The sequence below is a fragment of the Thermomonas sp. genome, assembly GCF_047606765.1.
In the GTDB taxonomy this organism is placed as follows: domain Bacteria; phylum Pseudomonadota; class Gammaproteobacteria; order Xanthomonadales; family Xanthomonadaceae; genus Thermomonas.
Genome location: NZ_JASGED010000089.1, coordinates 1 through 11745, shown reverse-complemented (window position 1 = coordinate 11745; position 11745 = coordinate 1). Strand labels below are relative to the sequence as shown.

The following is an 11745-nucleotide window of genomic DNA, read 5'->3' as shown; positions in this document are numbered from 1 at the left end:
GGCGGCGGCGCGGGGGGGCGGCGTGGGCGGCGGAGTCGGCGGCGTGGTCGGCGTGGCGCGAACAGCGCGACGCGCTCTTTCTTGCCTTGGATCGTGCAGGGGCGCACTGACATGGACGAATCGAACGAACAACACGACGAGGCGCTCAGTGAAGGCGAGCGCTACGCGATGGAGGAAGCGCTCGATGGGCGCTATCCGACGACTGACACCTATTTTTGAGATACCGACATGGCAGATATTCCGAACCTTGTAGGCATTGCGCACGCCGAGCTTGTCGAGAAAATTGGCGGCGGCAATTTCAGCGCGAGCTACATCAATTGGGCGCGCACCATGAACCTGCTGCGCCAGCATGCCCCCGGTTGGATGCCTGAGCTTGTGCCGACCGCAGAATGCGGCATTCTGCATCGCGCACCGGCTGGCGGATTCCTGCTGATCCGCTTCCGTCACAGTGATGGCACAGTCACACCGGAAGTCCCGCAGGCGGTCATGGACAGCCGCAATAACGCCGTGGCGTTCGACAAGATCACCGCGCGCGACATCACCGACACGCACCGGCGCGGCTTCTGCATGGCCGCAGCACTCACGTTCGGGCTGGCGTCGGAGTTGTGGGCAAAGATGCCACTTGAGTCCGGATTTCCCGCAGAGGATGACGATGCGGCGGCGAAGTCCGTCACACAGATCAAACCGACAGATGGCGTGTGGGAAGCGCAGAGCGAGGAATCGCAGGCTTTCTTGCAGAAGATCGCCGATGCCGTGATGGACATCATGCCGGATGCAAAAGAAGCCATGTCTTACATCGAATCGCAAAATCTGGAAACCGATGAGAAGGCCGCGCTGTGGACGCGGTTGGATAGCAAAACCCGCGCCGCACTGAAAGCCGCACACAAGGAAGCCGCATGAGCATCAACATCTGCACGTTCAAGGGCCGCATCGGTCGCGATGCCGTCACACGCTACACCCAAGGCGGCAAAGCCGTTACCGGCTTTTCGCTCGCAGTCGATATTGGCTGGGGCGACAACAAAGCCACACTCTGGATCGAGTGCAACATCTGGGGCGAGCGCGGCGAGAAACTCGCTCAACATCTACTGAAAGGCACATCGCCCACAGTGTCCGGCGAGCTCGGAACACGCGAGCATGACGGCAAAACCTACATCACGCTCAATGTGCGCGAGATTGAGCCGGAATGGCAGAAGGAAGGCGCTGCCAAACCTGCGGCCAACGAAGCGCGGAGAAATGCACCAAGGCAGCAAGCTGCGCCGGTCGATGATTTTGTCGACGATATTCCGTTTTGAGTGCGGCGGCGGCTTGAATGAATTGTTATACGGAAGTAGAACCGATGAACTTGCAACCACACATACTCCTGCGATGCCCATGCTGCGGAAAGCAGGTGGAGGTGAAGCGCGAGGAACACGACTACCCGGAAGCGGTGCGGGTTGAATTGAAATGCTACGAATGTAGCGACGGTGACTTTGCCGAGGCGATGCACTTTGACGCTGACGGAAAGCACATCACACGCGATCCGAGTCTGCCGTATAACGCTTGAGTTAACGCGCACCGCTGCGCGGAGTTGTGAGTGCGATGCCGCTACGAAGCGGTGTCGCGTTGAATGAATTGTTAGCACTCACCCTACACGAAGCGAGGAAATCATGTTGAAGGCTTACCAGTGCGATGACAGTGACGTTTACGCGGCGGAGAGTGCCGAGCAAGCTGCGCAGCTTTGGCGCGACATGGTGGGCGGCGATGAGCCGTTGGATGAAGGCTACCCGCGCGAGCTGACCGAAGAAGAACTGGACGTGCGCTACCCAGCATTTGACGAAGATGAGCGCCCGATTGAAGGGCAGACCACCAGCGTGCGCGAAATGCTTGCGGAACATGGCAACGAACCCGGCTGGCTGTGTGGCAGCGATTGGTGAGTGCTAACGCCTGAAATCAGCCGCGTTGCGAAGCAACGTCGGCTGCATTGAATTGTTAGGTTGCAGCCTACACGGAAACGACATGAAGAAGCTACACATTGCCGCCAGCCCACTCACAGGCCGTATCTATTGCGGCGGCGTGTTGAAGGACGGCGCATCTTGGGCTAGCAACAAGACAGACGTGACAGGCGCAGCCTGCGCCGCAGTAGCGGTGCATGCCCTAGAGCAGGGTGGCGAAATCGTAGTGACCGCGAATGGCTCACCGCGCTGGGAGATTTCCGTTCGGGATTTGCAAGCCAGCGGTCGCACCGCTGCGTGTCAAGGGCCGGTCGCGCCGTGCCACGATCCGGCACCGGAAAGGGCGCATTGCAGCTCTGCGAGTGGCGTATCCACTCAACTGCAACCTAACGCCTGAATTAAGCCGTGCCGCGAAGCGGCGTCGGCTTGAATGAATTGTTAGCCGTTGCGAGACGGCTTGGAGGAACGAAATGCGGATTGTGAAGTACGGAAGTGATCCGGCAGACATCAAGGTTAAGGCTACCTGCCAAAACTGCAAAACAGTGATCGAGTTCATGTCGATCGAGGCAGAGCGAGTGCATGACCAGCGCGATGGGGATTACTGGCGCATCAAATGCCCGGTTTGCCCGCGTGACATCACGAAGGCCGTTGTGATTGGCGGGTATGGCTGACATGACGGCTAACACTCAATAGACGATTGTTGAAATATTCGACATGTACTACCGACGCAAAAAGAAGCCAGCACGCAGGCGACCGCGCAGACAGGAAGCGCACCCGGATGATGTCGTGCCGATCCGTGATCCGGTGGAAGATCGCGCGCTCTACACAATCACACTGTCGAACCCGCGTTCTGGCCGCGATTGCGTCATCACGCCATTCCCCGGCACGCGACCGGGGAACCTGCGCGTGATGGTCAATGGCAAGCATGAGTCCGCCATCGCAACGCAGACCGAATTGATGGCATGGCTGCGGCGGAAGCTGCCGCGCACGTCGGCAAAGCGAGTAACGGAGTAACGGAGTAACGATGGAAAGTACACAAAGCCTCGCGGTCATGATGATGAGCCGCATTCGGCATCAGATTTTCAGGCCGGACGTTACGACGATGGGCCACTGCCCGCGCTGCAATGCGGAAAGCCGTGGCGCGGGTGTCTGCGCCGAGTGCATCGCCAGTGATCTAGACGAGATGCTTGGCACGGTGAACGGGCGCATCTACGCGAAAGCCTGCCGCGCCCAGCGCGAGGCGGAGAACTCCGTTCTGGCGGTCGCGGAGCGGCGGGATGAGGAAGGCGCATGAGCGACCTTTGCCTGTCCCGTGCGGAAATCCGCGAACTGTGCCGGACGCCGATCCGGGCGCGGCAGGCTGCATTCCTGCGTCAGAACGGCATCAGGCACTACGTTGACGCACACGGATGGCCTGTTGTGCTGCGCAGTAGCGTGGAAGCAGAGCAAGGCGCGCAGTCTGCTCCGGCTTGGAAGTCGAACAAGGCCGCATGATGGTCGGCAAGATTCCACGCTTCCGCGTCCGCAAGCGCGGCAATGCCACCTACTACTTCTACGACCACGGCACCGGCGAGGATGGGAAGCGCAAGGAATCGCCGCTCGGGAAGGACTACGGACTGGCGATCAAGAAGTGGGCCGAGATTGAGCATGCATCCGCGCTGCCACCTGCGGCGGTCGTATTGTTCAAGCACGTTGCCGATGCCTACCGGCGCGAGGTGATCCCGCACAAAGCCCCGCGCACGCAGCGCGACAATCTCGCCGAGCTTGGCAAGCTGCTGGAATACTTCAATGACCCGCCCGCGCCTCTGGATGCAATCCAGCCGGGTGACGTGCAGGACTATATGCGGTGGCGGTCTTCCGCCCCTGTCCGCGCCACGCGCGAGAAGGCACTGCTATCCCACCTTTGGAATTGGGCGCGCGCGAACCGCTACACCTCGCTTCCGAACCCATGCGCCGGCATCAAGGGCGCGACAGGTGGGCGGGATGCCTACATCGAAGATGACGCCTTCTTTGCGATATGGGAGGCCGGTAGCCCAACGCTGCGCGATGCAATGGACTTGGCCTACCTGACCGGCCAGCGACCATCGGACGTGCTGCGGGCAACCGACATGGATGTACGGGATGGCGCGCTGCACTTCCGGCAAGCCAAGACGGGCGCGAAAGTCCGGGTCGAAGTCACCGGGGAACTGGAATCCGTGCTGGCGCGGATCAGGGAGCGCAAGGCTGAGTTCAAAGTGCATTGCACGCGGCTGGTGGTGAACCAGAATGGCAAGCCCATCGGCGTGAATGCCATTTCCCGGCATTGGGCGGCTGCCTGCCGCGCGGCGGGGATCGCCGGCTACCAGTTCCGAGACTTGCGCGCGAAGGCTGCCACGGACACGGAGGAAGCGTCTGGCAACCTGCGGGATGCACAGCGCCAGCTAGGGCATGCCAGCCTGAGGATGACTGAGCACTACGCCCGGAATCGGCGCGGCGCGAAGGTCATGCCGACAGGCCAAACGCGGAAAAGGTCGCAAGATGGCGCATAATTTCCGCATGAGCCGACGCACTGAAAAGCACGCCACCTTGCCACCCCGATTCCTTGTTCGCCGCCGTGGAAAGTACACCTACTACTTCTATTGCCGATCCGAGCATGGCAAGCGAGTTGAGATTGCACTCGGCAGCGATTTTGAGGCGGCAATGCGCCGCTATGATGCTGTGAATGAGTCAAACGGGCGGCGCGTCGCCATCCCGACCGGCACCGCAAAAGCCCTGCACAAATCAATGGTGAAGAACGCCAAACCGAAAGGGTTGGAGGTTCATCTCACGCTGGGCGACGTGCAAGCCATGCTGGACGCGGCAGACAACCGATGCTCGGTAACCGGGATCAAGTTCGACGCCATCCAATATGCAGACAGACGCATTCGTCCGTGGATGCCAAGCATTGATCGAATCGACAGCGGCAAGCACTACACCAGCGGGAACACTCGCATTGTTTGCGCCGCCGTGAACATCGCCATGAACCAGTTCGGCGAAGCAACCTTTATGCGGATCGCGGCTGCAACGGTCGCCCACAAGCGCCTGCTACGGAAGGCAAACGCGGAACACGCGGAAAAATCGGAAAACCCAACTGAGCCAGAAAAAGAAAAAACCCCCGAAGAATCGGGGGCTTAGATGGAGGCCGAGGTCGGAATTGAACCGGCGTACGCGGATTTGCAGTCCGCTGCATAACCACTCTGCCACCCGGCCGGTGACTTGGATGAAGAATGCGTTTGCATTCTACTGAAACAACGAAGCCCCGCGAAACGGGGCTTCGTTAAAAACTGGAGCGGGAAAAGGGACTCGAACCCTCGACCCCGACCTTGGCAAGGTCGTGCTCTACCAACTGAGCTATTCCCGCGTTGAGCCCGTCATTTTAGGGCCTCATTCTGACCTGTCAACAGTTTTTGTTTCTTCGGCGCTCAGGGCCGGCCAGGCCGCACGGGCGTACTCGTAGCCCGACCACAAGGTCAGGATTGCCGCCGCCGCCAGCAGCCATTCGCCGATCAGGAACACCGGGATGCCCAGCAGCGGCTCGCGGTACAGCAGGAAGCCCAGCGCCACCATCTGCACGATGGTCTTGATCTTGCCCACCGTCGCCACCGCCACCTTCGCGCGCTGGCCAAGTTCAGCCATCCATTCGCGCAGCGCAGACACCGCGATCTCGCGCCCGATGATGACGCTGGCCCACAGCGCCATCCACACCGTATGGTGGTACTGCACGGTGATGACCAGTGCCACCGCCACCATCAGCTTGTCGGCCACCGGATCAAGGAAGGCACCGAAGGCCGAATACTGCTGGTAGCGGCGCGCGATCCAGCCATCCAGCCAGTCGGTGACCGAAGCCGCCACGAAGATCGCGGTGGCGGCGATGTTCGTCCAGCGATAGTCGAGGTAATAGACGACCACCAGCACCGGGATCAGGGCGATCCGCGCCAGTGTCAGCCATGTCGGAATGGTCAGCTTCATCGGCAGCGATTCTACCGGCAACTTCCAGCCGGCAAGCCTTCGCGCAATTTCGATGGAAATGTTCACGATGTCCGTCGTTCCCGCGAAAGCGGGAACCCAGTGACTTTGCCTTTGATTCGCAAGGATCAAAGACGCTGGATGCCCGCCTGCGCGGGCATGACGATGGGTGCAGGCTTGCGCCGAAAACGCTCTAGCCTTCGCCCTGCCCTTCCGCGCCGGCCTGCGCCAGTCCGTGCAGGCTGGCCCAGATGCGTTCAGCAAGCGCACGGTTGATGCCGTCCACCCTGGCGATGTCATCGACCGCCGCCGCCTTCAGGCCCGCAAGCCCGCCGAAATGCCGCAGCAGCGATGCGCGCCGGCGTGGGCCGATGCCGGCGATGTCCTCCAGCCGGCTGGTGGCGCGCGCCTTCTGCCGCCTGCCGCGATGGCCGGTGATGGCGAAGCGGTGGGCCTCGTCGCGCACCTGCTGCACCAGTTGCAATGCGGGCGATGCCGCGCCGGGCTGCACTTCGCGCCCATCCGGCAGCAGCAGGGTTTCCGCGCCGGCCTTGCGCTCCGGCCCCTTCGCCACGCCAACCAACGCCACGCCGGTGATGCCGTAGTCCTCCAGCACGCCGCGCGCCTGCGCCACTTGCCCGCTACCGCCGTCGATCAGTAGCACGTCCGGCAGCACGATGTCCGGCTCGCCTTCCGCCGCCGGGCGGAACCGGCGCAGCAAGGCCTGCTGCATGGCCGCATAGTCGTCGCCCGGTTCGATCCCGCTGCTCTTGTCGAACACGATGTTGTAGCGGCGGTACTGCGCACGCACCGGGCCGGCCGCATCGAACACCACGCAGGACGCCACCGTCGCCTCGCCCATGGTGTGGCTGATGTCGAAGCACTCGATCCGCGATGGCGCTTCGGCCAGCCCCAGCAGCTCGCGCAGCGCTTCCACCCGCGCCTGCTGGGCAGCGCTGCTGGACAGTTCCGTGGCCAGCGCCAGTTCGGCATTGCGGCGCACCAGTTCCAGATGCGCCGCACGCTCGCCGCGCACGCTGGCGCGCAGTTCGATTTTGCGGCCTGCATGTTCGCTCAAGGCCTGTTCGATCAGTTCACGTTCCGGAATCTCGCGATCCAGCACGATCTCCGCCGGTGGCGGCTGTTCGGCGTAGTACTGCGAGACGAACGCGGCCAGCACTTCATCGGCGCTGTCCTCGCCATTGGTCTTCGGGAAGAACGCACGGGTGCCGAGATTGCGCCCGTCGCGGAAGGCCAGCAGCAACACGCAGGCCGCCGCACCCTGCATCGCCACCGCCAGCACATCGAGGTCGGCATTGCGGCCATCGACGTATTGCCGTGCCTGCAATTTGCGGATGGTCGCGATCAAATCGCGCAGGCGCGCCGCCTGCTCGAACTCCAGCGCTTCGCTTGCTGCCTGCATCGCCGCCGTCAGTTCATCGCCCAGTTCACCGCTGCGGCCATCGAGAAACAACGCCGCGCGCCGCACCGCATCCGCGTAGTCGGCTGCATCGACAAGACCCACGCACGGCGCGCTGCAACGGCCAATCTGGTACTGCAAGCAGGGCCGGCTGCGATTCCTGAAAACGCTGTCCTCGCAGCTGCGCAGGCGAAACAGCTTGTGCATCAGGTTCAGCGTCTCGCGCACCGACACTGCGCTGGGATACGGGCCGAAGTAGCGCCCCGGCGTTGCGCGCGGGCCACGGTGGAAGGCGATGCGCGGCCAGTCCTCCTTGGTCAGAAGCACGAAGGGGTAACTCTTGTCGTCGCGCAGCATCACGTTGTAGCGCGGCTGCAACGACTTGATGAGCTGGTTTTCCAGCAGCAGCGCGTCGGCTTCGCTGCGGGTGACGGTGATCTCGATGCGCGCCACCTGCGCCAGCATCGCCATGATCCGGGTGGGCTTGGGGGTGGCGTTGAAGTAGCTGCCGACGCGATTGCGCAGCGCGCGCGCCTTGCCGACGTACAGCGCCGTGCCTTCGGCGTTGAGCATCCGATAGACGCCCGGTGCCAGCGGCAGCGAGGCCGCAAAGCCGCGACCGTCGAATACCGCCTCGTCCGCCTTGCGCCTGCCCATGCGCGTGCCGGTCAGAGCCGGCCTTGCCTCACCCGTTCCACGATCCCGTTGGCGGCGGCATCGACCAGCCGGAACGCCTGTTCGAAATCACGCGCATTGCCGTAATACGGATCCGGCACGTCCTTCTTGCCAACGCCGCTCCACTCCAGCAGCAGTTCCACCTGCGCATGCGAGATGCGCGGCTTGCGGATGCGCGCATCGTGCAGGATGGTGCGGTCGGCGCAGAGGATCACGTCGAACTCGTCGAAGTCTTCCAGTGCCAGCCGGCGCGCACGCTGCGCGGAGATGTCGATGCCATGCTTCAACGCGCAGGCAATCGCGCGCTCGTCCGGCGGGTGGCCGATGTGCGAGCTGCCGGTGGCGGCGGAATCCACCCGCACCTGTTCACCCAGCCCGGCTTCGATCAGCCGCGCACGCAGCACGCCCTCGGCCATTGGCGAACGACAGATGTTGCCAAGGCACACCATCAGGATTCCAACGGGCCTCGCCATCATTCTTGTCCCTGCATGTCCATCCAGATGCGTTCGGCACGCGCCAGGTCTTCGGGCGTGTCCACGCCCGGCGGGAACGGCGAAGGCGTCAACGCCACCGCGATCCGCCAGCCGGCTTCCAGTGCGCGCAATTGCTCCAGTGCTTCGACACGCTCCAGCACGCCCTGCGGCAAGGCCGCGAACGCGCGCAGCGCGGAAGCGCGATAACCGTAGATGCCGATGTGGCGTAACCACTGCCCTTCCGGCATGGCCGTGCGGTCAAGCGCGAAGGCATCGCGCGGCCACGGCACCGGCGCACGGCTGAAATACAGCGCATCGCCATTTTCCGCCCGCACGACCTTGACCGCGTTCGGATCAAGCAGGGTTTCGACATCGCCGATGGGCGCAGCCAGGGTGGCGATGCCGGCACCGCTTTCGGCCACCGTACGTGCCACACAGGCGATGCCATCGGCAGGCGCGAAGGGTTCATCGCCCTGCAGATTGACCACGATGGTGTCGTCGGCCCAGCCGGCGATGCGTGCGCATTCGGCCAGGCGATCCGTGCCGGAGGCGTGGCCGGGCGAAGTCATCGCCACCTGCACGCCGCATCCGTCCAGCGCTTCGGCGATGCGGGCATCGTCGGTGGCGACCCATGCCTCGCGCGCACCGGCGGCCAGTGCGCGACGGGCGACATGCAACACCATCGGCTCACCGCCGATCAGGCGCAGCGGCTTGCCCGGCAGGCGCGAGGCGGCGTAACGGGCGGGAATGGCGACGACGAAATCGGGGGTGGTCATGCGTGGGGATTATCGCTGGTCATCAATGTGGTGGGCATGTGCTTCGCCGCTTAGGCTTTCAGCCTGTCCAGCAGCGCCACCCAGAACGCTTCCGGCAAGGCTGCCTGCACCGGCACCGCGTACCAGCCGGCAGCGGCGAAGGCCGCGCATTTCACCGCGTCCTTGTCGGTCATCAGCACCGGCAGCGGGCTGCTGAAGTCGAAATCCGCCGCCGTGTAGGCATGGTGGTCGGGGAAGGCATGCGCCACCACCGCGATGCCGGCATCGCGCAGCATCGAGAAGAACCGCTCCGGGTCACCGATGCCGGCAACCGCATGCACGCGCTGGCCGGCAAAGGCAGACAGCGGCAGCGGGCGTCCACCTGCCAGCGGCTGCGCCTGGCCGGTGCGCAGACGCATCGGCCATTCGCCGGGTTCGCCATCGCCCATGTCGGATACGCCGAAATTGACCACCCGGAACGCGCAGTCTGCGGCGCGTTCGACCGGCTCGCGCAGCGGCCCGGCGGGCAGCAGCCGGCCGTTGCCGTAGCGGCGGCGCGCGTCCTGCACTTCGATTTCGATGTCGCGGGCCAGCGCGTAGTGCTGCAGGCCGTCATCGCACACCACGATGTCGCAACCAGCGTCGGCCAGCGCGCGCGCGGCGGCGAAGCGATCACGATCCACCCGCAGCTTCGCACCGGTGGCGGCAGCGAGCAGCAGGGGTTCATCGCCGCACAGGGCGGGATCGCCACCGGCTTCGACCCAGCGCGCGGTCTTCGCATCCTTGCGCCCATGGCCCCGGCTGGCGATGCCCGGCGTCCAACCGGCTGCGCGCAGGCGCTGCACCAGTGCGATCACCAGCGGGGTCTTGCCACTGCCGCCGGCCACGATATTGCCCACGATCACCACCGGCACGCCCGGATGCCGGCTGCGCAGCCAGCCGCGCCGGTACAGGCCACGGCGCAATGCAACCACCGCGCCATACAGCACGGACAGCAGCCGCGCATGCAGCGGCGGCGTGTTGCCATCGAACCACCACGATGGAGTTGCCGGGAGTTGCCTGCGGCTCAAGCGCCGGACTCCCGGAACTGCGCGGCGTGCAACCGCGCATACACGCCACCGCGCGCCAGCAATTGCGCATGCGTGCCCTGCTCCACCAGCCGGCCAGCATCCAGCACCAGCACCTGATCGGCGTGTTCGATGGTGGACAGGCGATGGGCGATGACCAGCGTGGTGCGGTCGGGGATCAGATGCGCGAGGGCTTCCTGCACCAGCCGCTCGGAGGCGTTGTCCAGCGCGGCGGTGGCTTCGTCGAGGATCAGGATCGGCGCGTCCTTGAGCATGGCGCGGGCGATGGCGAGGCGCTGGCGCTGGCCACCGGACAGCTTGCCGCCCTTGACCCCGATCTGCGCCTGCATGCCTTCGGGCAGGGCTTCGACGAACTCCATCGCATTGGCCGCACGCACCGCCGCTTCCACCGACTCTGCATCGGCATCGCGCAGTTCGCCATAGGCCACGTTCTCGGCCACGCTGCCATCGAACAGCATCACCTGCTGGCCGACCATCGCCACCTGCCGGCGCAGGTCGGCGAGTGGATAGTCATGCAGCGGATGCCCGTCCAGCAGGATCTGGCCATCACTTGGTTCATAGAAACGCGGGATCAGCTTGACCAGCGATGACTTGCCGCTGCCGGAGCGCCCGACGATCGCGGTGACCGTGCCGGGTTTTGCGACAAAACTGATGCCGGACAGCGCATCCTTCGTCTGCCCCGGATAACGCGCCTGCACGTTGCGGAACTCGATCTCGCCGCGTGCGCGCGCAAGCGGACGGGTGCCGGCATCGACTTCGTCCTCGGCATCCAGCACCGAGAACAGGCGCTCCGCCGACGCGATGCCGCGCTGGAGCATGCCCTGCACATTGGTGAGCTGCTTCAGCGCCGGAATGATGGCGAGCATCGCGATCATCAATTGCACGAAGCCGCCCGCCGTCAGCCGCCCTTCCAGCGCTTCGCGCCCGGCAAGAAACAACAGCAGGGCCAGCCCGACCGCGCCGGTCAACTGCACCAGCGCCGAGGAAATACTGCGGGTGGCCTCGACCTTCAGGCCAAGATTCAAATAGTGATTGGCAAGCCCGGCGTAGCGCTGCATTTCCGTTGCGTGCGCGCCATAGACCTTGACTTCCTGCTGGTTGGACAGTGCCTGATCGGCGGCCAGCATCATCTGCGCCGAGGTCTCCTGCACGCGATGGCCGAAGCGCCGATAGCGCCGGCCCACCTTGTCCATCATCCACGCGATCAGCGGTGCCAGCAGCAGCACGGCGATGGTGACGCGCCAGCTTGCGTACAGCATCACCGCCAGCATCGCGAGCACCTGCAAGGACTGCTGCAGCATCACCTTGGCGGCATCGATGGCAGCCTGCGAGACCTGATCGCTGTCGGAACCAAGCCGCACCAGCATCGACGGCACCGGCTCGGCATCCAGCCGCAGCCCCGGCAGGCGCAGGTACTTG

The 11745-nt window shown here is 64.2% G+C and carries 16 protein-coding genes and 2 tRNA genes; 10 read left to right on the top strand and 8 right to left on the bottom strand.

The annotated features are described in order from the left end of the window. The 10 genes from QM612_RS08525 to QM612_RS08480 all read left to right on the top strand — a co-directional run. Positions 1-219, top strand: a 219-nt coding sequence (locus QM612_RS08525) for a hypothetical protein (protein ID WP_415253472.1), incomplete at its 5' end; no start/stop codon positions are given. Between the two features lie 9 nt (positions 220-228). Further along, a complete protein-coding gene (locus QM612_RS08520; protein WP_415253471.1) occupies positions 229-900 on the top strand; it encodes a hypothetical protein in 672 nt (223 codons plus the stop codon). Next, positions 897-1292: a single-stranded DNA-binding protein gene (locus QM612_RS08515; RefSeq protein WP_415253470.1), complete on the top strand. Its 396-nt coding sequence runs from the start codon at positions 897-899 to the stop codon at positions 1290-1292. The genes QM612_RS08520 and QM612_RS08515 overlap by 4 nt, the downstream gene beginning before the upstream one ends. Before the next feature lie 354 nt (positions 1293-1646). After that, a complete protein-coding gene (locus tag QM612_RS08510; RefSeq protein WP_415253469.1) occupies positions 1647-1913 on the top strand; it encodes a hypothetical protein in 267 nt (88 codons plus the stop codon). Between the two features lie 488 nt (positions 1914-2401). Next, positions 2402-2602: a hypothetical protein gene (locus QM612_RS08505; RefSeq protein WP_415253468.1), complete on the top strand. Its 201-nt coding sequence runs from the start codon at positions 2402-2404 to the stop codon at positions 2600-2602. 43 nt (positions 2603-2645) lie between these two features. Then, complete coding sequence (locus tag QM612_RS08500; protein ID WP_415253467.1) at positions 2646-2945, top strand: hypothetical protein; 300 nt, start codon at positions 2646-2648, stop codon at positions 2943-2945. Between the two features lie 37 nt (positions 2946-2982). Next, complete coding sequence (locus QM612_RS08495; RefSeq protein ID WP_415253466.1) at positions 2983-3225, top strand: hypothetical protein; 243 nt, start codon at positions 2983-2985, stop codon at positions 3223-3225. Further along, positions 3222-3425, top strand: a complete 204-nt coding sequence (locus QM612_RS08490; protein WP_415253465.1) for a DUF4224 domain-containing protein — start codon at positions 3222-3224, stop codon at positions 3423-3425. The genes QM612_RS08495 and QM612_RS08490 overlap by 4 nt, the downstream gene beginning before the upstream one ends. After that, a complete protein-coding gene (locus QM612_RS08485) occupies positions 3422-4459 on the top strand; it encodes a tyrosine-type recombinase/integrase (protein ID WP_415253464.1) in 1038 nt (345 codons plus the stop codon). Before QM612_RS08490 ends, QM612_RS08485 begins: the two co-directional genes overlap by 4 nt. Positions 4460-4466: 7 nt before the next feature. After that, entirely contained in the window at positions 4467-5084 is a 618-nt protein-coding gene (locus QM612_RS08480) for a hypothetical protein (RefSeq protein ID WP_415253463.1), read from the top strand. 1 nt (position 5085) lies between these two features. Here QM612_RS08480 and QM612_RS08475 read toward each other — a convergent pair. The 8 genes from QM612_RS08475 to msbA form a co-directional block, all read right to left on the bottom strand. Further along, a tRNA-Cys gene (locus tag QM612_RS08475) sits at positions 5086-5159 on the bottom strand. 75 nt (positions 5160-5234) lie between these two features. Then, a tRNA-Gly gene (locus tag QM612_RS08470) sits at positions 5235-5310 on the bottom strand. A gap of 23 nt (positions 5311-5333) precedes the next feature. Further along, entirely contained in the window at positions 5334-5918 is a 585-nt protein-coding gene (gene pgsA, locus QM612_RS08465) for a CDP-diacylglycerol--glycerol-3-phosphate 3-phosphatidyltransferase (RefSeq protein WP_415253462.1), read from the bottom strand. A 190-nt stretch (positions 5919-6108) separates the two neighbouring features. Further along, a complete protein-coding gene (uvrC, locus tag QM612_RS08460; protein WP_415253461.1) occupies positions 6109-7992 on the bottom strand; it encodes an excinuclease ABC subunit UvrC in 1884 nt (627 codons plus the stop codon). Between the two features lie 11 nt (positions 7993-8003). Continuing rightward, the gene (locus QM612_RS08455) at positions 8004-8483 is read right to left on the bottom strand and encodes a low molecular weight protein-tyrosine-phosphatase (protein ID WP_415253460.1); all 480 of its coding nucleotides are present in this window, start codon (positions 8481-8483) and stop codon (positions 8004-8006) included. Continuing rightward, entirely contained in the window at positions 8483-9259 is a 777-nt protein-coding gene (gene kdsB, locus QM612_RS08450) for a 3-deoxy-manno-octulosonate cytidylyltransferase (protein ID WP_415253459.1), read from the bottom strand. Before kdsB ends, QM612_RS08455 begins: the two co-directional genes overlap by 1 nt. A 50-nt stretch (positions 9260-9309) precedes the next feature. Next, positions 9310-10308: a tetraacyldisaccharide 4'-kinase gene (lpxK, locus tag QM612_RS08445; protein ID WP_415253458.1), complete on the bottom strand. Its 999-nt coding sequence runs from the start codon at positions 10306-10308 to the stop codon at positions 9310-9312. Then, a partial coding sequence (gene msbA, locus QM612_RS08440; RefSeq protein ID WP_415253457.1) for a lipid A export permease/ATP-binding protein MsbA occupies positions 10305-11745 on the bottom strand: 1441 nt, incomplete at its 5' end. The genes msbA and lpxK, both read right to left, overlap by 4 nt.

Bases quoted from the DNA above. Each gene is read 5' to 3' on its own strand.
- QM612_RS08485 (WP_415253464.1), top strand. From the start codon at position 3,422: ATGATGGTCGGCAAGATTCCACGCTTCCGCGTCCGCAAGCGCGGCAAT.
- QM612_RS08495 (WP_415253466.1), top strand. From the start codon at position 2,983: ATGATGATGAGCCGCATTCGGCATCAGATTTTCAGGCCGGACGTTACG.
- kdsB (WP_415253459.1), bottom strand. From the start codon at position 9,259: ATGACCACCCCCGATTTCGTCGTCGCCATTCCCGCCCGTTACGCCGCC.
- uvrC (WP_415253461.1), bottom strand. From the start codon at position 7,992: ATGGGCAGGCGCAAGGCGGACGAGGCGGTATTCGACGGTCGCGGCTTT.
- QM612_RS08515 (WP_415253470.1), top strand. From the start codon at position 897: ATGAGCATCAACATCTGCACGTTCAAGGGCCGCATCGGTCGCGATGCC.
- QM612_RS08520 (WP_415253471.1), top strand. From the start codon at position 229: ATGGCAGATATTCCGAACCTTGTAGGCATTGCGCACGCCGAGCTTGTC.
- QM612_RS08500 (WP_415253467.1), top strand. From the start codon at position 2,646: ATGTACTACCGACGCAAAAAGAAGCCAGCACGCAGGCGACCGCGCAGA.
- QM612_RS08490 (WP_415253465.1), top strand. From the start codon at position 3,222: ATGAGCGACCTTTGCCTGTCCCGTGCGGAAATCCGCGAACTGTGCCGG.
- QM612_RS08505 (WP_415253468.1), top strand. From the start codon at position 2,402: ATGCGGATTGTGAAGTACGGAAGTGATCCGGCAGACATCAAGGTTAAG.
- QM612_RS08480 (WP_415253463.1), top strand. From the start codon at position 4,467: ATGAGCCGACGCACTGAAAAGCACGCCACCTTGCCACCCCGATTCCTT.
- QM612_RS08455 (WP_415253460.1), bottom strand. From the start codon at position 8,483: ATGGCGAGGCCCGTTGGAATCCTGATGGTGTGCCTTGGCAACATCTGT.
- pgsA (WP_415253462.1), bottom strand. From the start codon at position 5,918: ATGAAGCTGACCATTCCGACATGGCTGACACTGGCGCGGATCGCCCTG.
- QM612_RS08510 (WP_415253469.1), top strand. From the start codon at position 1,647: ATGTTGAAGGCTTACCAGTGCGATGACAGTGACGTTTACGCGGCGGAG.